18 protein-coding genes and 3 tRNA genes are annotated in these 23,284 nt (G+C 74.6%); 10 read left to right on the forward strand and 11 right to left on the reverse strand.

What is annotated here, in order from left to right:
• Window positions 1–27: 27 nt before the first annotated feature.
• Both MUK52_RS21515 and MUK52_RS21520 read right to left on the reverse strand, forming a co-directional pair.
• Window positions 28–1,416 (reverse strand): deoxyguanosinetriphosphate triphosphohydrolase, encoded by a 1,389-nt coding sequence (locus MUK52_RS21515; RefSeq protein ID WP_114057469.1) that lies wholly within the window; start codon window positions 1,414–1,416, stop codon window positions 28–30.
• Window positions 1,417–1,470: 54 nt separating this feature from the next.
• Window positions 1,471–2,202, reverse strand: coding sequence for a sirohydrochlorin chelatase (locus MUK52_RS21520; RefSeq protein ID WP_114057468.1), 732 nt, complete (start codon window positions 2,200–2,202; stop codon window positions 1,471–1,473).
• Window positions 2,203–2,658: 456 nt separating this feature from the next.
• Between MUK52_RS21520 and MUK52_RS21525 the strand changes: the two genes are divergently transcribed.
• The 3 genes from MUK52_RS21525 to MUK52_RS21535 all read left to right on the forward strand — a co-directional run bounded on the left by MUK52_RS21525 (window position 2,659) and on the right by MUK52_RS21535 (window position 7,035).
• Window positions 2,659–3,396, forward strand: a complete 738-nt coding sequence (locus MUK52_RS21525; protein WP_114058897.1) for a SanA/YdcF family protein — start codon at window positions 2,659–2,661, stop codon at window positions 3,394–3,396.
• A gap of 237 nt (window positions 3,397–3,633) precedes the next feature.
• Window positions 3,634–5,712, forward strand: a complete 2,079-nt coding sequence (locus MUK52_RS21530; RefSeq protein WP_114057467.1) for a molybdopterin oxidoreductase family protein — start codon at window positions 3,634–3,636, stop codon at window positions 5,710–5,712.
• Window positions 5,713–5,871: 159 nt separating this feature from the next.
• Window positions 5,872–7,035, forward strand: coding sequence for an RNA polymerase sigma factor (locus tag MUK52_RS21535; protein WP_246042682.1), 1,164 nt, complete (start codon window positions 5,872–5,874; stop codon window positions 7,033–7,035).
• Window positions 7,036–7,093: 58 nt separating this feature from the next.
• On the opposite strand, the gene MUK52_RS21540 is transcribed toward MUK52_RS21535, so the two are convergent.
• The 4 genes from MUK52_RS21540 to MUK52_RS21555 all read right to left on the reverse strand — a co-directional run bounded on the left by MUK52_RS21540 (window position 7,094) and on the right by MUK52_RS21555 (window position 12,710).
• Entirely contained in the window at window positions 7,094–9,016 is a 1,923-nt protein-coding gene (locus MUK52_RS21540; protein WP_114057466.1) for an ABC transporter ATP-binding protein, read from the reverse strand.
• Window positions 9,013–10,746 (reverse strand): ABC transporter ATP-binding protein, encoded by a 1,734-nt coding sequence (locus MUK52_RS21545; protein ID WP_114057465.1) that lies wholly within the window; start codon window positions 10,744–10,746, stop codon window positions 9,013–9,015. The genes MUK52_RS21540 and MUK52_RS21545 overlap by 4 nt, the downstream gene beginning before the upstream one ends.
• Before the next feature lie 134 nt (window positions 10,747–10,880).
• Complete coding sequence (locus MUK52_RS21550; protein WP_114057464.1) at window positions 10,881–12,335, reverse strand: FGGY family carbohydrate kinase; 1,455 nt, start codon at window positions 12,333–12,335, stop codon at window positions 10,881–10,883.
• A gap of 75 nt (window positions 12,336–12,410) precedes the next feature.
• Window positions 12,411–12,710 (reverse strand): YtxH domain-containing protein, encoded by a 300-nt coding sequence (locus MUK52_RS21555; protein WP_114057463.1) that lies wholly within the window; start codon window positions 12,708–12,710, stop codon window positions 12,411–12,413.
• 144 nt (window positions 12,711–12,854) lie between these two features.
• On the opposite strand from MUK52_RS21555, the gene MUK52_RS21560 reads away from it, so the two are divergent.
• The 5 genes from MUK52_RS21560 (at window position 12,855) to MUK52_RS21580 (ending at window position 15,912) form a co-directional block, all read left to right on the forward strand.
• A tRNA-Asn gene (locus MUK52_RS21560) sits at window positions 12,855–12,927 on the forward strand.
• A 5-nt stretch (window positions 12,928–12,932) separates the two neighbouring features.
• Window positions 12,933–13,005 (forward strand) — tRNA-Asn (locus MUK52_RS21565).
• A 184-nt stretch (window positions 13,006–13,189) separates the two neighbouring features.
• Window positions 13,190–13,263, forward strand: a tRNA-Ile gene (locus MUK52_RS21570).
• Window positions 13,264–14,117: 854 nt separating this feature from the next.
• Window positions 14,118–14,954 (forward strand): DUF4397 domain-containing protein, encoded by an 837-nt coding sequence (locus MUK52_RS21575; protein WP_114057462.1) that lies wholly within the window; start codon window positions 14,118–14,120, stop codon window positions 14,952–14,954.
• 205 nt (window positions 14,955–15,159) lie between these two features.
• Window positions 15,160–15,912 (forward strand): pentapeptide repeat-containing protein, encoded by a 753-nt coding sequence (locus tag MUK52_RS21580; protein ID WP_114057461.1) that lies wholly within the window; start codon window positions 15,160–15,162, stop codon window positions 15,910–15,912.
• 130 nt (window positions 15,913–16,042) lie between these two features.
• Here the strand turns inward: MUK52_RS21580 and MUK52_RS21585 are convergent, their stop codons facing one another.
• From MUK52_RS21585 to MUK52_RS21595, 3 genes are all read right to left on the reverse strand, one after another.
• Window positions 16,043–17,230 carry a carboxylate-amine ligase gene (locus MUK52_RS21585; RefSeq protein WP_162793293.1) on the reverse strand — a complete coding sequence of 396 codons (1,188 nt, stop codon included), beginning with the start codon at window positions 17,228–17,230 and terminating at the stop codon, window positions 16,043–16,045.
• A gap of 322 nt (window positions 17,231–17,552) precedes the next feature.
• The gene (locus tag MUK52_RS21590) at window positions 17,553–18,905 is read right to left on the reverse strand and encodes a carboxyl transferase domain-containing protein (protein WP_114057459.1); all 1,353 of its coding nucleotides are present in this window, start codon (window positions 18,903–18,905) and stop codon (window positions 17,553–17,555) included.
• A gap of 197 nt (window positions 18,906–19,102) precedes the next feature.
• Window positions 19,103–19,759 (reverse strand): LysE family transporter, encoded by a 657-nt coding sequence (locus MUK52_RS21595; RefSeq protein WP_284579249.1) that lies wholly within the window; start codon window positions 19,757–19,759, stop codon window positions 19,103–19,105.
• 70 nt (window positions 19,760–19,829) lie between these two features.
• Between MUK52_RS21595 and MUK52_RS21600 the strand changes: the two genes are divergently transcribed.
• Window positions 19,830–20,270 (forward strand): Lrp/AsnC family transcriptional regulator, encoded by a 441-nt coding sequence (locus MUK52_RS21600; protein ID WP_114057457.1) that lies wholly within the window; start codon window positions 19,830–19,832, stop codon window positions 20,268–20,270.
• Between the two features lie 82 nt (window positions 20,271–20,352).
• Here the strand turns inward: MUK52_RS21600 and MUK52_RS21605 are convergent, their stop codons facing one another.
• Both MUK52_RS21605 and MUK52_RS21610 read right to left on the reverse strand, forming a co-directional pair.
• A complete protein-coding gene (locus MUK52_RS21605) occupies window positions 20,353–21,390 on the reverse strand; it encodes a rod shape-determining protein (protein ID WP_114057456.1) in 1,038 nt (345 codons plus the stop codon).
• 429 nt (window positions 21,391–21,819) lie between these two features.
• Window positions 21,820–22,428, reverse strand: a complete 609-nt coding sequence (locus tag MUK52_RS21610) for a hypothetical protein (RefSeq protein ID WP_284579252.1) — start codon at window positions 22,426–22,428, stop codon at window positions 21,820–21,822.
• 78 nt (window positions 22,429–22,506) lie between these two features.
• On the opposite strand from MUK52_RS21610, the gene MUK52_RS21615 reads away from it, so the two are divergent.
• Entirely contained in the window at window positions 22,507–23,277 is a 771-nt protein-coding gene (locus MUK52_RS21615; RefSeq protein WP_284579254.1) for an SCO2400 family protein, read from the forward strand.
• The last annotated feature ends 7 nt before the right edge of the window (window positions 23,278–23,284 follow it).

A 23,284-nucleotide genomic window follows, 5' to 3' on the forward strand; every position in this document is an offset into this window, starting at 1 on the left:
GCGTGAAGGGGGAGTGGCCCGATCGGATCACCCCGCAGTGCGGCGCGTGCGCCGGGTGAGCCTGGCGTGCAGGGAGCGCGCGGATGCGTCGGTCAGGGAGGCGATCTGGTCGATGACCGCGCGTTTGCGCCCCCGGTCGTCCGCGGCGGTGTCGAAGATCGCCCGGAACTGCGGATCCAGCCCGTCGGGCGCACGGGCCAGCAGGGCCTCGGCGAGTTCGGCCAGGACGATGCGCTGCTCGGCCCGCAGCCGCTCCTGCTCGGCGCGCTGCATCACGTACAGGTCGGCGACCGATTTGAGGACCGCGCACTCGGTGCGGGCCTCGCGGGGGACGACCAGCTCGGCCGCGTACCGGGTCAGCCGGCCGGAGCCGTACGCCTTCCTTGTCGCGCCCTCGGCGGCCAGGCAGAACCGGCCGATCAGCTGGCTCGTGGCGTCCTTCAGGCGGGCCTGGGCGACAGCCGAGCCGTCGTAGCCGTGCGGCCACCACTCCTGTTCCATCAGCCGGTCCAGCGACTCCAGCAGCTCCTGCGGGTCCGTGTCGGCGGGCACGTACCGGCCGATGGCGACCCGGGCGATCGCCGAGCGCTCGGGTTCGGCGAAGAGGAGGTTGGGGTCGACGTGCCCGGCGTGCAGGCCGTCCTCGAAGTCGTGGACGGAGTAGGCGACGTCGTCGGACCAGTCCATGACCTGTGCCTCGAAGCACTTGCGGTCGGCGGGGGCGCCGCGCCGCAGCCACTCGAAGACAGGCAGGTCGTCCTCGTACGCCCCGAACTTCACCGAGCCGGGATCGGCGGGGTGGCCGCCGCGCGGCCACGGGTACTTGGTCGCCGCGTCAAGGCTGGCCCGGGTGAGGTTGAGCCCGACGCTGACGGGGGCGCCGGTCTCCCGGTCGGCGGTGAACCGCTTGGGCTCCAGCCGGGTCAGCAGGCGCAGCGACTGGGCGTTGCCCTCGAAGCCGCCGCAGTCCGCGGCGAACTCGTTGAGGGCCTCCTCGCCGTTGTGCCCGAACGGCGGGTGGCCCATGTCGTGGGAGAGGCAGGCCGCCTCGACGAGGTCCGGGTCGCAGCCGAGCGCCGCGCCGAGCTCGCGGCCCACCTGGGCGCACTCCAGCGAGTGCGTCAGGCGGGTGCGGGGGCTGGCGTCCCAGTCGTACGAGCGGCTGCCCGGGGTGACGACCTGGGTCTTCCCGGCGAGGCGGCGCAGTGCGGCGGAGTGCAGGACGCGGGCCCGGTCGCGCTGGAAGGCGGTCCGGCCGGGGCGCTTGTCGGGCTCCGGGACCCAGCGCTCGGTGTCGGCCGGGACGTAGGGCGGGGCCGGTTCGCTGCGGGCGGGTGGATCCTGCGGGCCGGGGGTGTTCTGCGGCTCGCCGGAGCCGCGCGGACGGACGGGTGCGGTGCCTGCCATGCCTTCCATGCTGAGACGTTAACCGGAGACACCGACAATCGGAGCAATCCGCACCCGAGTCCCTCATGCGGAGGCCGGCACCAGGAGCGGCGCCGGCGCGGTCCGCGGCCGCGGCAGGGCGAGCGCCTCGTCGTAGCGCCGGAGTACCAGGCGGGCCAGGGCGGGGTGGTCGCCGAGCGGGGCTGCGGCGGGGCCGGTCGCGGCGGCGGCGCTCTGCGCGGCGAACCGGCCGGGCGCGGTGAAGTACGAGGCCACGGCGATCCGGCGGTGGCCGCGGGCGGTGAGCGCACGGACCGCGTCGGCGACCGCGGGCGGGGCGGCGGAGGCGTAGGCCGGGAGGACGGGGACGCCGCCGAGGCGCTCGGAGAGCAGGGCGGCGGTGCGGCGCGTGTCGGCCGCGGCGTCCGGGTCGCGGGATCCGGCGGCGGCGAGGACGGCCGCGGTGTGGCGGGCCGGATGCCAGCCGGCCTCGTGGAGGCGGTCGTACAGGGCCTCGACGAGCAGCGGGTGCGGGCCGAGCGGGGCGGCCACGCGGGCGTCGGCATGGCCGGCGGCCGCCTCCGGGAGATCGCGTTTGACGTGGTGGCCGCGGCTGAGGAGCAGGGGCACGAGGACGGCCGGGCCGGCGGTGTGGCGCAGCGTGTCGGGGAGGAGGGGCCGGTTCAGCTCGACGTGGCCGAGGCGGACGTCGAGGCCGGGGCGCAGTTCGCGGACGCGGGCGAGGAGGGCCTGCACGGCGGGGAGGGCGCGCGGGTCGCGGCTGCCGTGGGCGACGGCGACGAGGGTGGGCTGCATGCGTGGCTCCGTGGGGCCGGGCCCGCGGCGGGGGGCGGGGGAGCGGGCGTGAGGGGACCCGGAGGGAATGCACCGGTCCGCCGGGTCCGTCGTGCCTCCGATCCTGGGGGGTGCAGGTTGCGCCGGCGTTGCGCCGTCGTGACGGGGGCTTTCAAGGGAACTCACTCGGTCATTCGTACGAGTGAAAGAGGGGGTGGGTGGAACTCGGGCGCCGGGCCGGTTCGTCAATCCGTGCGAACGGCGCGCGGTCCGCGGCTCCACCAGGGCGGCAGGGCCGGGGCAGGCCGGGGCAGGCCGGGGCAGGCCGGGGCAGGCCGGGACAGCGCAGGGCAGGGCAGGGCGGGGCGGGGCGGGATGGGAAGGGGCAGGGATGTGGGTGCGGGCATCGGGAGGGGCAGGGCCATGGAAACGGCCGAGGGCAGTGGAACGGGCAGGACGAAGGGCTGGGGCAGGGGCATGGGAAGGGTCGCGCGTCGGATCGGCAGGTGGGCGGCGGCGCGGGCGGCAGGTGCTGCCGCGCGCCTGCGGGCGGGGCTGCCGCGCGGGGTGCGGGGGCGGCGGCGGGCCGTGCAGGCGGTGATGGCGGGCTGCGTCCTGGCGCTCCTGCCCTCGGCGTGGACGCACGCGGTGGCCGCGGACCGGCTGCACGGCACGGCGGACAGCCCTTCGGCCGACGTCGCGGTCGTGTTCGGGGCGGGGCTGTGGAACGGCCGGCCCACCCCGTACCTGGCCCGCCGGCTCGATGCGGCGGCCGAGCTGTACCGGACCGGGAAGGTCAGGGTTGTCCTCGTCACCGGGGACAACAGCCGCACCGAGTACGACGAGCCGAGCGCGATGCGCACGTACCTGACGGCGCACGGGGTGCCGGAGGAGCGGATCGTCAGCGACTACGCCGGGTTCGACACGTGGGACTCGTGCGTACGGGCCCGGAGGATATTCGGGGTGGAGCGGGCCGTGCTGATCAGCCAGGGCTTCCACATACGCAGGGCCGTCGCCCTGTGCGAGGCGGCGGGTGTCGAGTCGTACGGGGTCGGCGTGCCCGACGAGCACGACCTCACCTGGTACTACGGCGGCGCGCGCGAGGTGTTCGCGGCGGGCAAGGCAGCCCTGGACGCGGCGTTGCAGCCGGCGCCGCGCTTCCTGGGCCCGAGGGAGCACGGGGTGTCGCAGGCCCTGGGGGCTCTGCGCCACTGACGCGGCGCTCCGGGCCCGGCCGACCCGGCGGGAGCGCACGTCGCCGGAGCGGCCGGCCGCCGGGGAGGGCAGGGGGAGAGCGTGGCTGTGGTGGATCTCGGCGGCAAGGCCGTGGTCGTCACCGGCGGGGCCGGGGGCATCGCCTCACCGGGGGGCGGGCGGGGCGCTGAGGCGCCCGTACGGGAGGTGTAACCGGAGGCGGCGGCCCGTGTAACACCGACGGCGCAGGCTGGCCGTATGCACACGCCCGACGCCGCCACCGCCACGCACTGCCCCTACTGCGCCCTCCAGTGCGGGATGAACCTGCGCCCCGCGCCGGACGGGGCGGGGGCGGCGGTGGAGGAACGGGCGGAGTTCCCCGTCAACCGGGGCGCCCTGTGCGGCAAGGGCCGCACCGCGCCCGCCGTGCTCTCCTCCCGGGTCCGCCTGACCGAGCCGCTCGTCCGCTCCCGCGCCGGGCAGCTGGAGCCGGCCACCTGGGAGGAGGCCCTCGACGCCGTCGCCGCCGGCCTCGCCCGGACCCGGGACGCACACGGGCCCGACGCCGTCGGCGTGTTCGGCGGGGGCGGGCTCACCAACGAGAAGGCGTACGCGCTCGGCAAGTTCGCCCGCATTGCCCTGCGCACCTCGCAGATCGACTACAACGGCCGGTTCTGCATGTCCTCGGCCGCGGCCGCCCACCAGCGGGCCTTCGGGCTGGACCGGGGGCTGCCGTTCCCGCTGGAGGACATCCCGCGCACCGGCTGCGTGATCCTCGTCGGCTCCAACCCGGCCGAGACCATGCCGCCGGCCCTGCGCTACTTCACCGAGCTCAAGGCCAACGGCGGCACCCTGATCGTCGTCGACCCGCGCCGCACCCGCACCGCCGAACAGGCCGACCTGCACCTGGCCCCCCGCCCCGGCACCGACCTCGCCCTCGCGCTCGGCCTGCTGCACCTGGTCGTCGCCGAAGGCCGCACCGACGACGCGTTCATCGCGGAGCGCACCACCGGCTGGGAGGAGGCGCGGGCCGCGGCCATGGCGCACTGGCCGGAGCTGGTGGAGCGGATCACCGGCGTCCCCGTGCCGAAGCTCCGCGAGGCGGTGTCCCTGTTCTGCGCCCCGTCCTCGGCGATGGTCCTCACCGCCCGCGGCCCCGAGCAGCAGTCGAAGGGGACCGACACCGTCGGCGCCTGGATCAACCTGTGCCTGGCCACCGGCCGGGCCGGCCGCCCCCACTCCGGCTACGGCTGCCTCACCGGCCAGGGCAACGGCCAGGGCGGCCGCGAGCACGGCCAGAAGGCCGACCAGCTCCCCGGCTACCGCAAGCTGACCGACCCGGCGGCCCGCGCCCACGTCGCGTCCGTGTGGGGCGTCGACCCGGACTCCCTGCCCGGTCCGGGCCGCAGCGCCTACGAACTCCTCGACGCGCTCGGCACCGACGTCCGGGCCCTGCTCCTCATGGGCTCCAACCCGGTCGTCTCCGCGCCCCGCGCCGCCCACGTCGAGGACCGCATCCGCTCCCTGGACTTCCTCGCCGTCGCGGACGTCGTCCTCTCCGAGACGGCCGCCCTCGCCGACGTCGTCCTGCCCGTCACCCAGTGGGCCGAGGAGACCGGCACCACCACCAACCTCGAAGGCCGCGTCCTGCTGCGCCGCCGCGCCCTGACCGCGCCGCCGGGCGTGCGCAGCGACCTGGAGGTGCTGCACGGCCTCGCCGCCCGCCTCGGCGTCGAGAAGGGCTTCCCCACGGCCGCCGAGGAGGTCTTCGAGGAGCTGCGGCGGGCCTCCGCCGGCGGGCCCGCCGACTACTCCGGCATCACCTACGCCCGCATCGAGGCCGAACAGGGCGTCTTCTGGCCCTGCCCGCAGGGCTCCGCCGGGCAGCCACGGCTGTTCCTCGACCGGTTCGCCACCGAGGACGGGCGCGCCCGCTTCGCCCCCGTCTCCCACCGGGACGCGGCCGAACTCCCCGACGCCGACTACCCGATCCTGCTGACCACCGGCCGTGTCGTCGCCCAGTACCAGTCCGGGGCGCAGACCCGCCGCGTCGACGAGCTGAACGCCGCAGCCCCCGGCCCGTTCGTGGAGCTGCACCCGCGGCTCGCGGCCCGCCTGGGAGCCGTCGAGGGCACCCCGCTCGCCGTCACCTCCCGCCGGGGCAGGGCCGTCGCCCCCGCCCGCATCACGGACTCCATCCGCGCCGACACGGTCTTCATGCCGTTCCACTGGCCGGGGGAGGGGCGCGCCAACACGCTGACCAATCCGGCGCTCGACCCGACCTCCCGGATGCCCGAGTTCAAGGTGTGCGCGGTCCGCGTCGAGCCGCTCGGCTGACACCGGCGCCGCGGGCAGCCGCGGGGCCCGGGAGGTGCCGGGGCCGACGGGCGATCCGTCGGACATCAGTCCGATCCGCATCGGCGTTCCCCGCAGCGGGTAACCATCCGGTCACGCACCGGACTCAGAAAGTGCCCGCACGCCCCTCGTGGCGGCCGTGTGCCGTACTCCACACTGAGGTGCGGTGCCACCGTCCTCGGAGCCCTGGAGGTCGCCCCCGTGCAGACCCGGATCCCGACCGTCAACGCGAGCCCGCCCGCCGGAGAGACCGGGGCCCCCGCGGCCGAGGAGCCCGACAAGGAGCCGGCAGCCGGGCCCGGCACCGGGTTCGAGGACGCCGGCGAAGAGCCCGAGGCGCCGGAACCCCTCGAGCACGTCCCGGACCAGCGGCGCGCCGAGAGCGCCGCGACCGGGCCCTCCGCGGACCTGTTCCGCCAGTACCTCCGCGAGATCGGCAGGATCCCGCTGCTCACCGCCGCCGAGGAGGTCGAGCTCGCCCGGCGTGTCGAAGCCGGCCTGTTCGCCGAGGAGAAGCTCGCCGGCGACCCCGGCCTCGACCTGAGGCTCGCCCTCGACCTGGACAAGCTCGTCGTCATGGGGCGCATGGCCAAGCGCCGCCTCATCGAGTCGAACCTGAGGCTCGTCGTCTCCGTCGCCAAGCGCTACGTCGGCCGCGGCCTCACCATGCTCGACCTCGTCCAGGAGGGGAACCTCGGCCTGATCCGGGCCGTTGAGAAGTTCGACTACACCCGCGGCTACAAGTTCTCCACCTACGCCACGTGGTGGATCCGGCAGGCCATGTCGCGCGCCCTCGCCGACCAGGCGCGCACCATCCGCGTGCCCGTCCACGTCGTGGAGCTGATCAACCGCGTCGTCCGCGTGCAGCGGCGCATGCTCCAGGAGCGCGGATACGAGCCCACCGCCGAAGAGGTCGCCGTCCACCTGGAGCTGACGCCCGAGCGGGTCGTGGAGGTGCTGCGGCTCGCCCAGGAGCCCGTGTCCCTGCACTCCCCGGTCGGCGAGGAGGATGACGTCGCCCTCGGCGACCTCATCGAGGACGGCGACGCCGCCTCGCCGATGGAGTCCGCCGCGTTCTTCCTGCTGCGCGAGCACCTGGAAGCCGTCCTGTCGACCCTCGGCGAACGCGAACGCAAGGTCGTCCAGCTGCGGTACGGCCTCGCCGACGGGCGGCCGCGCACCCTGGAGGAGATAGGGCGCATCTTCGGCGTGACCCGCGAGCGCATCCGGCAGATCGAGTCCAAGACCCTCTGCAAGCTCCGCGACCACGCCTTCGCCGACCAGCTGCGCGGCTACCTCGACTGACGGCGGCGGGGTGCACGCAGCCGCGTGCACCCCCCGCCCCCTCAACGGCCGTCCGCCGCTAGTCGACTTCGGCCACCGCCTGGGCGAACTGCGCTGCGTACAGCCGCGCGTAGGCGCCGTCCGCCGCGAGCAGGTCCTCGTGCGCGCCCTGCTCGACGATCGAGCCGTTCTCCATCACCAGGATCACGTCAGCGTCCCGGATCGTGGAGAGCCGGTGCGCGATGACGAACGAGGTGCGGCCGTGCGCCAGCCGCGCCATCGCCTTCTGGATCAGCACCTCCGTACGGGTGTCGACCGAGCTCGTCGCCTCGTCGAGGACCAGGATCACCGGGTCCGACAGGAACGCCCGCGCGATCGTGATCAGCTGCTTCTCGCCGGCGCTGACGCCCGAGCCCTCGTCGTCCAGCACCGTGTCGTAGCCGTCCGGCAGGGTGCGCACGAACCGGTCGGCGTGTGCGGCCCGCGCGGCCTCCTCGATCTCGGCGCGCGTGACCTCCCGGGAGGCGCCGTACGCGATGTTCTCCGCGATCGTCCCGCCGAACAGCCAGGTGTCCTGGAGCACCATGCCGATGGCCCCGCGCAGGTCCTCGCGGGCCATCTTCGCGATGTCCGCTCCGTCCAGGGCGATCCGGCCGCCGGTGACCTCGTAGAACCGCATCAGCAGGTTCACCAGCGTCGTCTTGCCGGCGCCGGTGGGGCCGACGATCGCGACCGTCTGGCCCGGCTCCACCGCCAGCGACAGGTCCTCGATCAGCGGCCTGTCCGGCTCGTACCGGAAGGACACCTTCTCCAGGACGACCCGGCCGCGGACCTCCTGCGGACGCTCCGGAACCGCCACGTCCGGCTCCTGCTCCTCCGCGTCCAGCACCTCGTACACGCGCTCCGCCGACGCGACACCCGACTGCACCAGGTTCGCCATCGACGCGACCTGCGTCAGCGGCATCGAGAACTGCCGCGAGTACTGGATGAACGCCTGCACGTCGCCGATCGACAGGCTGCCCGAGGCCACCCGCAGACCGCCGACCACCGCCACCAGCACGTAGTTGATGTTCGAGATGAAGAACATCACCGGCTGCATGATGCCGCTGACCAGCTGCGCCTTGAACGAGGCCCGGAACAGCGCCTCGTTCTGCTCGGCGAAGACCGCCGCGGACTCCTCCTGCCGGCCGAAGACCTTCACCAGCGCGTGCCCCGAGTACATCTCCTCGACGTGCGCGTTCAGCGAGCCGGTCGACTTCCACTGGGCCACGAACTGCGGCTGCGACTTCTTGCCGATCCTCGCCGCCACGACCACCGACACCGGGATCGTCACCAGCGCGACCAGCGCCAGCAGCGGCGAGATCCAGACCATCATCGCGAGCACGCCGACGATCGTCAGCAGCGAGTTCAGCAGCTGCCCCATCGTCTGCTGGAGCGTCTGCCCGATGTTGTCGATGTCGTTCGTCGCCCGGCTGAGGACCTCGCCCCGCTTCTGCCGGTCGAAGTACGACAGCGGCAGCCGCGACAGCTTGTCCTGCAGCTCCTCCCGCATCCGGTACACGGTGCCGTTCATGATGTGGTTCGACAGCCGCGTCGCGACCAGCATCAGCAGCCCGGCCAGCACGAACACCACCAGCGCCCACACCGCGACGACGCCGACCGCGCCGAAGTCGATGCCCTCGCCCGGCGTGAAGTCCGTCCCCGACAGCATGTCGGCGGTGCCGTCCTCGCCGCGGGCGCGCATCGCGTCGAGCGCCTGCTCCTTGGTGAGGCCCGCCGGCATCTCCCGGCCGACGATCCCCCCGAAGACGAGGTCCGTCGCGTGCCCGAGGATCTTCGGGCCGATCACCGTGCAGACGACGCTGCCGAACACGGCGGCGACCATCCCCCACAGCTTCACCCGGTCGTAGGCGATCTGCCGCAGCAGCCGCTTCCCCGAGCCCTTGAAGTCCAGGGACCGCTGCCCGGGCCCCGTCATCATCCGTCCTCCGGGCCCGCTCATGCGGCCTCCGCCTCCGTCAGCTGGGAGAGCACGATCTCCCGGTAGGTCTCGTTCCCCGCCATCAGCTCGTGGTGGCGGCCCTCGCCGACGACCTGCCCCTCGTCGAGCACGATGATCCGGTCGGCGTCGCGGATCGTCGCGACCCGCTGCGCGACGATGACCACCGTCGCGTCCCCGGTCTCCCGGCCCAGCGCCGCGCGCAGCGCCGCGTCCGTCGCGTAGTCCAGGGCCGAGAAGGAGTCGTCGAACAGGTAGATCTCCGGGCGCTGCACCAGCGTGCGGGCGATGGCCAGGCGCTGGCGCTGGCCACCGGAGACGTTCGTCCCGCCCTGGGTGACCGGTGCATCCAGGCCGCCTTCGAGCGCGGCGACGAACTCCCGCGCCTGCGCCACCTCCAGGGCATGCCACAGCTCCTCGTCGGTGGCGTCCGGGCGCCCGTAGCGCAGGTTCGAGGCCACCGTTCCGGAGAACAGGTACGGCTTCTGGGGCACCAGGCCCACCGTGCGGGCCAGCAGCTTCGGGTCGAGGCGGCGCACGTCCTCGCCGTCGACGAGGACCTCGCCGCCGGTCGCGTCGAACAGCCGCGGCACCAGCCCCAGCAGCGTCGACTTGCCGCTGCCGGTCGAGCCGATGACCGCCGTCGTCTCCCCGGGGCGGGCCACCAGGTCCACCCCGCGCAGCACGGGCGCCTCCGCGCCCGGGTAGCGGAAGTCGGCGCCGCGCAGTTCCAGCACACCGTGCCGGGACAGCTCGCGCACCGGGTTTGCGGGCGGGGCGACGCTGGACTCGGTGTCCAGCACCTCCTGCACGCGCTCCGCGCACACCTCGGCGCGCGGCACCATCATGAACATGAACGTGGCCATCATGACGGCCATGACGATCTGCATCAGGTAGGCGAGGAACGCCGTCAGCTGGCCGATCTCCAAGCCGCCGCTGTCGATGCGCATCGCGCCGAACCAGATGACGGCGACGCTGGAGATGTTCACGACCACGAGGACGGTGGGGAACATCAGCGCCAGGAGCCGCCCCGAGGCCAGCGACACGTCGGTCAGCGAGGTGTTCGCCCCGCGGAAGCGTTCCTTCTCGTAGCCGTCGCGGACGAACGCGCGGATCACCCGGTTGCCGGTGATCTGCTCGCGCAGCACCCGGTTCACCGCGTCCAGCCGCTCCTGCATCTGGCGGAACAGCGGGCGCGTCCGCCACACGATCGCGCCGACGGACAGGCCCAGGACCGGCACCACGGCCAGCAGCACGCCCGACAGCGCCACGTCCAGCGACAGGGCCATCGCGATGCCGCCGATGCACATGATCGGCGCCGAGACCATCAGCGTGAAGGTCATCAGCACCAGCATCTGGATCTGCTGCACGTCGTTCGTCGTACGGGTGATCAGTGACGGCGCGCCGAACTGGCCCAGCTCGCGCGCGGAGAAGCTCTGCACCCGGTCGAAGACGGCGGCGCGGACGTCGCGGCCCAGCGCCGCGGAGGTGCGGGCGCCGTAGTACACGGCGCCGATGTTGCAGCCCAGCTGGACGAGCGAGACGGCCAGCATCAGCGCACCGAAGCGCAGGATGTAGCCGGTGTCGCCGGTCACGACGCCCTTGTCGATGATGTCGGCGTTGAGGGTGGGCAGGTAGAGGCTCGCGCTGGTCTGCAGCAGTTGCAGCAGCACCAGCAGGGCGATCGGTTTCCGGTACGGACCCAGGTGGGTCCGCAGAAGTCGTATGAGCACGCGCAGGCTCCGGTCGGGGGTCGAGGGGGGTCACCCCATCTTCGGCCAACCCCGCGCCCGGACCCACCCGTTTTCGCAAAGGACGGTCAAAAGGAGCAGACCGCCCCGCGGCCCGCTGCCCGCACTCCTGCGCCCTACGCCTGGAACGCGCCCGGGTGCGTCTGCTCGCGCGTCGCGATGTACTGCTGGCGCACCGCCTGCCAGGCCGGGTAGTCCTCGCCCGGCTCGAAGACCTGCGCCGCCGGACCCGGCCACACCGGGGGCGTGTGCGGGGCCAGCGTCCCCTGCTGCACCCCCAGCGCCCACGCCGCCTGCCGCGCCGCGCCCAGCGCCGCGTAGTCGGCGGGCGCCGGTACGACGATCTGCGTCCCGAACAGCCCGGGCGCGGCCGCCTGCACGGCCGGCAGCCCGGCCGCGGCGCCCAGCAGGAACACCCGCCGGATGTCGGCGCCGCGCATCCGCAGCACGTCGATGGCGTCCGCCAGCCCGCACAGCATGCCCTCGAACGCGGCCCGCGCCAGGTGCTCCGGCTTCATGGAGTCGCGCCGCAGACCGGACAGGGTGCCTGCCGTGTGCGGCAGGTTCGGGGTGCGCTCGCCCTCCAGGTACGGCAGGAGGACCAGTCCGTGCGCGCCGGGCGTCGACTGCAGCGCCAGGTCGGACAGCCCGTCGAGATCGGTGCCGAGCAGCTCGGCGGTGCCCCGCAGGGCCCGCACCGCATTGGACGTGTTCACGACCGGCAGGTGCATCCCGCCGGCGTCGGCGAGAGAGGTGATCAGCCCGTTCGGCTCGGTCAGCGCCTCGTGGTGGACGGCCATCACCGAACCCGACGCGCCCAGGGAGACCACCGCGTCGCCGGGGCCCAGGCCGAGTCCGAGTGCCGCGGCCATGGTTTCGCCGGTGCCGGCGGAGATCAGCAGCCCCTCAGGGGTCATCCCGGCAGCCTCCGCCGGCGCGAGGACCTCCGGCAGCAGCGCCATGTGCCCGAGGGCGAGCTCGACCAGGTCGGGGCGGTAGGAGCCGGTCCGGGCCGACCAGTAGCCGGTGCCGGAGGCGCCGCCCCGGTCGGTCGTGCGCCGGGCGGGACGGCCCAGCAGCTGCCAGACGAGCCAGTCGTGCGGTGACATCAGCACCGCCGTGCGCCGCGCCGCGTCCGGCTCGGTGCGGGCCAGCCAGGCGAGCTTCGCAACGGGCTGCGCCGAGTGCGGGACGCTGCCGACGGCCTCCGCCCAGGCGTGCCGGCCGCCCAGTGCCTCGGTCAGGTCCGCCGCGGCGACCTGGCCGCGCTTGTCGTTGCCGACGAGGGCCGGGCGGACGAGCGCGCCCTGCGCGTCCAGCGGCAGCAGCCCGTGCTGCTGGGCGGAGACGCCGATGGCCTGGACCCCTTCGAGGAGCCCTCCGCCGGCCGCCTCGCCGAGGGACAGCAGCCAGGCCTGTGGATCGGCCTCGTGGGGGTGGAAGCCCTCCGGATCACCCGCGGGCTGGGGATGGGGCGCGTAGCCCTGGCGCAGTACGGCACCCGTGTCGGTGTCGCAGACGACGATGCGAGTGAAGGCGGAAGAGCTGTCCAGCCCGGCGACTATCCCCATGCGGAGAATTCTGCCGCACGGCAGTGCGGGATCCGCCGCCCCGGGAGGCAGCGGATCCCGCAGGGAGCCGGAGTCTCAGGTGTTGCTGGTGCCCCACTCGTCGTCGTAGCCCCCGCCGCGGCCGCGCAGGGCGCGCACCCGCTCGGCCAGCGGGGCCGGGAGGACGCCGCCGACCTTGTCGCCGAGCACCGTGGCGGCCTTGCCCGCGTACTGCCGGCCGGCCTGGCCGGCGGTCTCGGCCGCGTTCCGCACGGCCGGGTTCTGCGCGACCTCGCGCGCGGACTTCTTCAGCTGTTCGTAGCGCTCGCGTCCGGCCCGGGAGCCGAGGACGTACCCGAGGCCCAGTCCGACCGCGAACGCGACCTTGTACCGCATGCCTGCCACCTCTCGTCGTGTGTGCCCGGCCGGCGCTCGATACCGATTGGCGGAGCACCCCCCTGCTTGCGCTAATCTATGTCTCGCAACGGGCGCCCGCCCCCCGGCTTGGCCGGAGGTGGGCCGTTCGGCGCAACGCAGCAATCCCCTGTAGCTCAATTGGCAGAGCAGCCGGCTGTTAACCGGCAGGTTACTGGTTCGAGTCCAGTCGGGGGAGCGCGGTCCCCTGTAGCTCAATTGGCAGAGCATTCGGCTGTTAACCGGAGGGTTGCTGGTTCGAGTCCAGCCGGGGGAGCAGAGGGAAGAGGGCCCCGGTCGGGGTCCTCTTCTTTTTTGCCCCGCGGAGGGAACCGATCGGCCCGGGAAGCGGTCTCCCACGTCAGGTGAAGCCGATCACGCGGGGCATCCGGAGCAGGAGATCGTATGAGCGGCTATGCTGCGGCAGACGGCGCGCACACATGTACGCGCCACGCCGAGAAGGGGCGGTAGCTCAGCCGGTTAGAGCAGCGGACTCATAATCCGTCGGCCGTGGGTTCGAGTCCCACCCGCCCCACCGCAAGGCTGGTCAGCAGAAACGTTCTGACCGGTGATCTTGGTGCCCCGCCCGGACTCCCGGGTCGGGGCACCTCGTCGTTCCCGGGCCTCGTGCGGGAGCGGTTCCCGAACCGGCAGCCTGCCGGGCCCGCGGCGCCGATGCGGGCAGCACCCCGGCCGCACTCCTGTACGTGTCCGACACGAGCGGCTCGGGGGCGCGCCACGACAGGAAGGCCCGGCAGCGGCGGTCAGGAGCGCGACTGCAAGGCGGGCTGATGCGACGTCGGCAGAGCGCAGTGGCGGGAGGGTGCCGGGTGTGGTGCGCTTGCATGGTGGGGCTGCCCGGTCGGTACGCCCCTGGGGACTGCGGCTGAGGACTGCGGTACCCGCGCCCCGTGACCGAGGGGCGTGCGCATGCTTGTCAAAAGAGACCGCACGACATCGGCGTGACCGGCGAACACCCTGACAGCACAGGCTTCGCCTCGACCGGCCTGCCGGTCGCACCCTGGCGGGTGTGTCGGTGAACGCGGAGTCCCGAGGGGCCGGGCGGGCTGACCGGTCAGGCCTCTTCATCGGGGAACGGGCACCGGCCCTCCCCGCTCCGGGACAGGCCCCGGCCCCCCGCGAGCACGACGAGACCCTCACAGCCGCGCAGGTCGGCGAGGACACCGGAGTCCGACCCTGTCGGCCTCGGTCCCTGTCCGGCCTGCCGTGCCCCAAGGGCGTGGCGTCGTCGACCGGAGGACCCCGGCAGGCATGCGGCCGGACCGCGCGGTTCCGCGAAGCCGGCAGCGCACATCCCGGCAGACGCCGCATCCGAGACCTACCAACAGGGCCTGCAAAGGGCAGGCCTGTGCGTGGAGGGAGCGCAAGATGAGGAAATCCCGTACCAGCGTCGTGATCGCCGCCTGTCTCGGGGCCGGGGCTCTGAGCCTTGGTTCAGCCGTGCCCGCCGGCGCGGCGGAGACCGAGGAGACGGCGACGGTCTCCGTCTTTCACGCGGTTCCCGGTCTGACGGTGGACGTCTACGCGAACGGCGACGAACTCCTGCCGGACTTCAAGCCCGGCACTCTCACCGACCCGCAAGAGCTGCCGGCGGGCTCTTACGACCTGAAGGTCTTCAAGGCCGGTGCCGACCCCAAGACGGCGGCCCCCGCGATCCAGAAGAACGTCGAGGTACCCGCCGGCGCCAACGCCACGGTCGTGGCCCACCTTTCGGCCGACGGCACGCCTCAGCTCAACGCCTTCGTCAACGACACCTCTGCCGTTGCAGCGGGCAAGTCGCGCCTGACGGTGCGGCATGTTGCCGCAGCCCCGGCCGTGGACGTCCGTGCCAACGGCACGGTGGTGTTCGAGGGGCTGGTGAACCCGAAGGAGGACACCACCGAGGTCGACGCAGGCACAGTCTCCGCCGACGTGGTCCTTGCCGGTACGGACACCGTCGCCATCGGCCCCGCGGATCTGGACCTCAAGGAAGGCACGAACAACATCGTCTACGCCTGGGGCAGCGCCGACGAGAAGAACCTGGCGCTGAAGGTCCAGACGGTCGGAGGCATGGACGCGTCGCCCGCCGGAGGCGGTGCCGGCGCAAACGGTGCGATGCTCCCGGGCAACTCCTCCCACGCGTGGATGGCGTGGGCAGCAGGCGCCGGGGTGTTCAGCCTGGCCGGGGCACTCTCGGCGAGGTCCCGGGCACGGCGGGATGCCTGACCGCCCACAGCATCAGCGTGCGAAGCGGCGCGGCGGCGGCAGGCTCGGCCTGGTCTGCCGCCGCCGCCGGCTCGGCCGCGGCCGCAGTCACCGCCGATTCGAAGGCGTTTGCGATCATTTCCGGTGCGGCGTATAGAGGAACTGAGGGGCGGTCGGCCCGGCGTTGGCCCGTAGCCCGGTTCTCGCTCGCGCAGGGAGGGTCCCTGTGTGGAATCATCTGCTGCAGTTGATCCTGATCGGGGTGCTGCTCGTGGTCGGAGGAGCCCTCGCGGGCCGCGCCTGGGCGATGGCGGTCAAGGAGCCCGAGTCCGAGCCGCGGATCGAGGTGCTGGCCGGCATCGGGGGCGGACTGGTCACCGGCATCGCCGTCGGACTGTCGGCCCTCTTCCTCGAACAGGCCATCTCTGCGTCTCAGGAGCGCGCGACGTGGCGGGCGAGTGTCGAAGGTGCGGCGAGCATCCCGGGGTTCACAGTCGCCGATCACGACATCGAGGGCATCAACTTCAGCGGCAAGTCGCTGCGCAACGCGGACTTCGCGGGGGTCCGGCTGCAGGGATTCAGGTTCCGGGACACGGATCTGACGGGGGCTGACTTCAGGGGAGCGGACCTCAGCGGCGCCAACCTCATCGGCGCCAACCTCCAGGACGCCGACCTGACGGGGGCCAGGCTGAACGGCGCCCTGCTGCACAGTGCCAACTTCGCGCACGCCTCCCTCCCCGGCAGGGCCTCCTTCGAGGGGGCACTGCTGAACGCGCGGACCTGCTGGCCGAAGGGCCTGGAGCGGGACGAGCTCCGGGACCGCCTGCGCGACACGAAGGTGCAGGCGTACGAGGACGAGCAGAGCGGCAGGACGCTCACCGGACACGAGGACGTGGAGGAGGACGAGCTCAAGGGCGGCCAGCAGGTGCCCGACTGCACGCTGTGGAAGAACGGGCTGCGCGTCCGGCCGGAGGGCTGATCGGGGGGCCGGGGGACCGGTGGGGGCGGCTCCGGGGCCCGGCGGGGCGGAGCCGCCCTGGACGGTCTGGCGTGACAGCGGAGAGCAGGGCCGGGCGGCCGTCACCTGCGGGTGGAGTGAGGGTGGATGGTCAGACGTCTTCCGTCTCGTCTGCCAAGTGGCGCAGGACGTCTGCCAGGTTGCCGCGGCGCGTGTACTCCGTGCGCTGTCGGTGGGCGCCCGAGCCGTCGCGGAGGAGGCCGCCCAGGGTCTTGGCTGCGTGGTCGAGCTCGTCCGCGGCGGCCAGTTCCGGGGCGACCAGTTCGAGGAGGGCCTCCGCCAGGTCGGCCGCCGGGACTTCGGCCCCGGTGTACGGGTCGAGGCCGAAGCCCTCCAGGCCGTCGTGGGCGGCCCGCCAGCGCGCCAGGCGCAGGACGTCGTCGCGGAGGGCGGGCTCGGGGCGTTCCTCGGCGATCTCCCTCAGGGCGGTCGCCACGAGGGCGCGGACGAGTTCGGCCTGGAGGATGGCCGTGTCGATGTCCGAGGACATGTCGGGCGCCCGGATTTCGAGCGTCGGCCAGTGTCCGGACGGGCGGAGGTCCCAGTAGACCATCTTGGTGTCGAGGGCTGCCCCGGAGCCGAGCAGGGTCTGCACGGAGCTCCGGAAGTGGGCGGTGGACGTGAAGTGCGGGGGCAGCCCCGCCGAGGGCCAGCCCGACCAGGCCATCGTCCGCCAGCTGGCGTGACCGGTGTCGCGTCCGCCCCAGAACGGCGAGTTGGCGGCCAGCGCGATCAGCGTCGGCAGCCACGGCCGGACCCGGTTCGACACCGCGACCGCGGTGTCCACGTCGAGGGTGCCGATGTGGATGTGGCGGCCGCAGCTGACCAGGGTGTCGGTGAGCGACCCGAAGCGGCGGTGCTGCTCGCGCTGGCGCGGCTCGTCGTCCGTCAGGTGCAGCGGCATGTCCACGGCCATGACCGGAGAGGGCGCGGCCAGCAGTCGGCAGCCGTGGGCGCGGGCGGCCCGGGAGAGGGTGCGGCGCAGGGCGGCCAGCTCCCTGCGCAGTTCGAGGGCGGACTCGGAGACCGGGGTGGAGATCTCCACCTGGTAGCGCGTGCCCTCGGGGTGCACTTCGTGGGGCAGGCCCGCGGCGGTCTCCAGGACGCGGGGGGCGGCCGGGACCACCCGGAAGGTGCGGGCGTCGACGAGGAGGAACTCCTCCTCCACGCCGACGGTGAGCGGTGCCGTGCCGGGAACGGGGGCGGGAGCGGTGGAGACGGCGGGGGCGCCGTCGTCCGCCTTGTCGGTGCTCGTCGTGCTGGTGCCAGGTTCGATCACTACGCCTCCCTGGACATTACGAGTCTTTTCATCATGAGCGGGAGGCAGGCGGCGAGCGCGCGCCGATTCGGTCAAATGTCCCTGCGGCATGGCGCGTTAGCGGCAAGGCCCGTTAGGGGTGGGGCCGCGGATCGGGGTGGGGCGGCTGGGGCGGCTGCGTGAAACCGGCCACGGCCCGGCGGCGCGGTGCGGGCAGCTGGTTGGCGTCCCGTGTGACCGGTACGGGCACCCCCGCCCCGGCGGGCCTGGGCGGGCCTGGGCGGGCCTGGGCGGGCCTGGGCGGGCCTGAGCGGGCCTGAGCGGGCCGGCCGCGGGGCAGAGGTCAGGTGCGCGGCTGCGGGGCGACGACGCCTCGGGCCACGCCGAGCGCGACGAGGTCCTGCGGGCGGATGCGCAGCTGGTCCGCCGTGGCGGGGGCCTCCGCCGCCGGGCGCTTGAGGATGGCCGCCGCCAGCTCGGGCGCGATCACGGAGAAGTAGGAGTCCGGGGTCACCCACGTGTTGCCCGGCGCGGCCAGCGCCAGCGCCCCGCCCGAGCCGCCCTCGCCGATCAGGAGCGTGGTGACGGGGACGGAGGCCTCCGCGACCGCCGCGAACGTGTCGGCGATGGCCGCGCCGGCGCCCTCCCGCTCGGCGGCGGCGTCGTTGGCCGCCCCCGGGGTGTCGACCAGGGTCAGGACGGGGATGCCCAGCCGGTCGGCGAGGCGGATCACGCGGGCCGCGGTGCGGTATCCGGCCGGGCGGGTCGCCGTGCCGCACTGGGCGGCGTACGCGACGGCCCGCCCGGCGTGCAGCCCGACACCGCAGAGCATGCCCGGGTCGCGGCCCCCGGCCCGGTCCCCGGACAGCGCCAGCCGCAGCGGGAAGTACGCGTCCAGATAGGCGGCGGCGTGCGGCCGGTCCGGGCGGCGGGCCTGCCGTACGGCGTCCCAGCCGCCGGCCGGGGGCGGTACGTCGGACAGCGCCGCCGGGGGCTCGACCGGCTCGGGGGAGCGGGGCGCGGCGAGGAGCCTCAGCCAGTCGGCGAGGACGCCGGGGAGCTCGGCGGGCGGCACGACCGCGTCGACGTGGCCGGCGGCGTACTGCGCCTCGGCGGTGTAGGCCGCCGGGTCGGCGCCGTGGGGCCGCACCCGCGAGCCGGCGAAGCCGACCTGGGCGCCCGGCAGCGCGAGGACGACGTCCGCTCCGGCGCCGAGGGTGGCCCAGCCGCCGCCGGTGGTGGGATCGCGGAGCACGGCGATCTGCGGGAGGCCCGCGGCCCGGGTGAGGACCGACTGGCGGGCCACGCGCTGGAGCTGCGCCAGTGCGAGCATGCCCTCCTGCATCCGGGAGCCGCCGGTGGCGATCAGGGACACCAGCGGCAGGCGGTGCGCGCGGGCGTGCTCGTACGCGGCTTCGAGCCGGTCCCCGGTGCGTTCGCCGAGGGAGCCGCCGAGGAAGCCGAACTCGAAGGCGATCAGGACGGTCCGGCTTCCGCCGATCGAGGCGGTCCCGACCACCACGGACTCCTCCTCGCCGGTGCGGTCGGCGGCGCGGGCGCGGGAGGCGTCGTAGCCGGTCCAGCCCAGCGGCCCGTCCGGCGCGGACGTCCGCGCCGGGGCGGGGAGTTCGGCGAAGCTGCCGGGGTCGGTCACGGAGGCGAGGGCCGCGCGGGCCGAGAGGCGGGTCGTGGTCACGTTGCCACCCTAGGGCCGGTCGGGGCGGCGGGGGCGGCCGGTTCGAGCCGCTCTCGGGCGGTTGCCGGGGGCCGCGGGGCGGCCGGGGCTTCGGCCGGGTCGCTCCGGGCCCGCCCGCTGCGGGGCGGGCTGCGGGCTGCGGACGGCGGCGCCGGCGGCACCGCGCGTCCGCCTGCCCTGCGCGGTCGTCCCGCGGCCTACCAGGGCAAGGGGAAGGCGATCTTCAGGGCGTACGCGGCGACCAGGCCGTAGCCGAGGCGGAACGTCCATATCCGGGTGGTCGCGGAGATCCGCCGCCCGGCGAGGGAGCCGAGCACGACCAGCGCCTGCTGCCACAGCAGGGAGGCCGCGGCTACCCCGGCGAGGAAGGCGGTCGCGGCGGCACCGCTGCCCAGCGCGGCCCCCTGGGCCGTCGTCAGGGCGGCGAAGTACAGGGCAGTGGTGGGGTTCACGGCAGTGAGGGCGGCGTACCGGCCGAAGACCGCCCCCCGGCTGCGCCCTGCCCCGGGGGCCTCCTCGGATGCTGCTCCGGGGCCGCCCGGGGCCGGTGCCGGCTCCCGGACGCGCGCCGCCCCGGCCAGGCCGTGCGCGGCGATGGCCAGCAGCACGGCCGCCGCGGCCAGCCGGATCCACGCCTCGACCGGCGCCACGTGGGAGGCGACCCACGGGCCCAGCGCGGTGGCCAGTGCCGCGTACCCGAGGTCGACCGCGGCGACGCCGGACGCCGCGGCGACGGCTGTCCGGCGGTCGCGCACCGCCTCCTGGAGCAGCAGGACGCTCATCGCCCCCATCGGCATCGCCACGCCCAGGCCCGCGGCCGTGCCCGCCAGCGCGGGACTCAGTAGTTCCGTCATGCGGGGAAGCGTGCGGCGGGCAGGACCGGCCGCGGCAGCGGATATCGGCCTGCGCTGCGAGAATCGCGGTATGGACCGCCTCGACAGGGAAATCCTCGGCATCCTGCAGCAGGATGCGCGGATCTCGTACCGGGACCTCGGCGTCCGCGTCGGCCTCAGCGCCAACGCGGCGGCGGACCGGGTGCGGCGCATGCGGCGCGACGGCGTGATCCGCGGCTTCACCGTCATCGTCGACCCGGCCGCCGACACACGCGGCGGGCTGGTGGTCTTCATCGACCTCACGCTGCGGCAGGACACCACGAACGAGGAGTTCGAGCAGCGCGTCGCCGGACTGCCCGGGATCACGGAGGTGGTGCACGTGACGGGGGACCACGACTACCTCGTACGGGCCCGCGCGGCCGACCCGGCGGCCCTCGACGCCCTGCTGCGCAGGCTGAAGCGGGAGGCGGGCGTGGCCCAGTCCAGCACCCGCCTGGCCCTCCGCGCCGCCACCCGGCCCGGGGCCGGGTAGACCGCGCCCGCCCGCTTGCGGACGGCAACGCCGGATGGGCCGCAGCGCCCGGTGGCGGCGGCCCTTCCGGGGGCGGCGGGGCTCAGCCGGCCAGGGGGTTGAGGACCATCGGTGCGACCTTGCCCTCCAGCATGGCGCCCAGGCCCAGCACGGCGCACACGTCCGGGCGTTCCGCGATGGCCACGGGCATGCCGGTGGCGTCGCGCAGCATCTGGTCCAGGCCGGGGAGCAGCGCGCTGCCGCCCACCATCATGATCCCGCGGTCGGTCAGGTCGGCGACCAGGTCGGGCGGGCAGTCGCGGAGGACCTTGCCGATGCCGTCGAGCACGGCGGTCAGCGGGGTGTGGATGGCGTCGCGCACGGCGGCGGTGTCGACGTGGACGGAGCGGGCCAGTCCGGTGGCGACGTCCCGGCCGTGGATCAGGGTGGAGGCGGGGCCGTCGGGGGTGAGGCCGTTGCCGTGCAGGGCCAGCTGGAGCGGGCGGACGGCCTGGCTGGGCAGCATCAGCTCGTGGGCGTGGCGCAGGTGCTGGACCACGGCGTGGTCGATGGCCTCGCCGCCGACGGGGATCCGCTGCGCGGTGACGATCGAGCCGAGGGAGAGGACGGCGACCTGTGTGGCCGCGGCCCCGCACACCATGATCATTGTCGCGGTCGGCTGCTCCACGGGCAGGCCGCAGCCGACGGCCGCCGCGATCAGGGTGTCGACGAGTTCGACGCGCCGGGCGCCGAGCCCGACCATCGTCTCCACCGCGGCCCGCTGGGCGAGCGGGTCGGCGTCGTGCGGGGTGCAAGCGGCGGCGCGCAGCCGCGGCTTGCGGCGCAGCGCGCGGCGGAGCTTCTCGCCGAGGAGGTGGCGCAGCATCCGCTGGGCCATCTCGATGTCGACGACGGTGCCGCCGGAGACGGGGCGGACGACGCGGATGTAGTCCGGGGTGCGGCCGGTCATCCGCTCGGCGAACGTGCCGACCGCGATGAGCGCGCCGGTGCGGGTGTTGACGGCGGCGGCGCTGGGCTCGTCGACGACGAGGCCGGCGCCCTTGACGTAGACGCGGGTCCGGGCCGCCCCGAGGTCGACGGCGACGTGGCAGCGGCGCAACTGCTCAAGACTGACGGTCACGGCAGGTCCTCCCGAGAGCGCTGACGCAAGAAGCCCGGCGGATGCCGGTTGCATTTCATATCTTCTCGGGTGAAAGGTGCATGTCGCCCGTTGAAGTGCTCCGGCCGGGGAGCGGCCGACGGGCCGCCGGGTGCTGCACGGGGGTGGATTTCCGTACCGACAGGCACGGCGATGCGCGCACCATACGCGCTACTGGCGCGTAACGAGGTAAAGGGGATCGGATGCTGACGCTCCGCCGGAGCGCGTTGGCGGTCGCGGCGCCCTGTGCCGCCCTCCTCCCGCCCGACCCCGGCCGGCGCCGCCGTCCCCGCGCCGCCGGCGCGCCGGTCGGCTGCCTGCGCCGCAACGCTCTGCCGGGCGGCCCCGCCAGGGCGGCCGGCGTACGGGAGTCCGGTCGCGCAGGGCAGGCCGGGAGGGTCGGCCGCCGGCTCACGTGTCGAGTTCGGCCCCGTCCGCGAGGACCCGCTGGAGCAGGCCGTACGTGAACTCCGCGACGCAGCTGCGCCCCGCGGCCGTGAACGCCAGCCGCCAGCGGGTCGGGGCGCTGCCCTCCATGGGCCGGACGGGGGCGAAGGCGCGCGCCACCTCGTCCACCGTCGCCGACCACGGCCGCAGGTCCCGCGGCGTCAGCAGTACGGGGCCCGCGGCGCCCGGCGCGCGCACGAGCCACTCGTTCCACACCGCCCCGTCCGGGGCGGCCAGCACCTCGAAGCGCAGGTCCGGCCAGAGCGGCAGCGCCCACTGCAGGGCCTCGCACCGCAGGTCGCCGATGGTGCGCGGGGCGGCCGACTCCGGCGGCCCGAGCACGGACCGGTAGCGGGCGAGGGCGCCGCGGGCGCGGGGCGAGCGGACCATCGCCTGCCAGCGCCGGTTGGCCTCCCGCTGGTCGGCGGCCGTGGCGCCGAGCCGCCGCCGCGCCTCCTCGGCCAGCTCGGGCCGGAAGTCCGCCATGCGGCGCAGCAGCACGAGTGGGAAGGCGGCCGGCCCGAAGGGCCCGCCGCCCGCGCCGGGACGGCCTGCCGCAGGAGGAATTGTCATGGAGTCAACGATTCCACACAGGACCTCCACGAACTCGCGATGCAGTTGTTGCAGGCGACCACGTAGCGTCGAGGCGCCATGGACTACTGCCACGCCTGCCGGAGGCACCTCAACGGCGCACTGGCGTGCGCCGGGTGCGGAACCCCGGCCGAGTACCTGCCCCCCGCGGCCCCCGCCGCCCCCGCACCCCCGTACGGGGCCGCCGCGCCGCATCCGGCTGCGGCCGGGCCGTACGGGGCCGCCCGGCCGGGCGCCGGCGGGCCGGAGGCGGAAGATCCGTTCGCCGACTCCCTCGTGGAGCTGGCCGGGCCGCACGAGCGCCGCGCCGGTGCGCGCCGCCGGGCCGAGAACCGCCGGCGCCGGCGCGTGCTGCTGAGCGTCGGGCTCGGGCTGTCGCTCGCGGTCGGCGGATCGGTGGCGGTGGCCCGCATGATCGCCGACGGGAAGAGCGCGGACCGCGCCGCCAACGTGGTGCTGAGCGACGAGGACGGCCCCGGTGAGCCGGCGCCGCTGCCGAGCAGCTCCGGCGGGCCCGCCGCTCCCGCCACGCCGAAGCCGGCCAAGGCCGCCGGGGGAGCGAAGGCCTCGGCCGGGGCTTCGCAGCCGGGTCGGCCCGCGGGCAGCGCGCCGGGCTCCGCGCAGCCGGGAGCCGGGGCGTCCGCCTCCGCCTCGGGGGCGTCCGGAGCGCCCGGCGGATCCGGCAAGGGGCCCTCCGTAAAGCCGGGTGGATCGGGGCAGCCGTCGCCCAGCGCCTCCGGCAGCGCGCAGCCGCCGACGGGGGCGCCGAGCCCGAGCCCGTCGCCGACGAAGCCGCCGAAGACCTGCGTGCTGTGGTTCTTCTGCTCCTGACGGGCGC

Source organism: Streptomyces sp. 2P-4 (assembly GCF_030167965.1).
GTDB lineage: Bacteria > Actinomycetota > Actinomycetes > Streptomycetales > Streptomycetaceae > Streptomyces > Streptomyces globosus_A.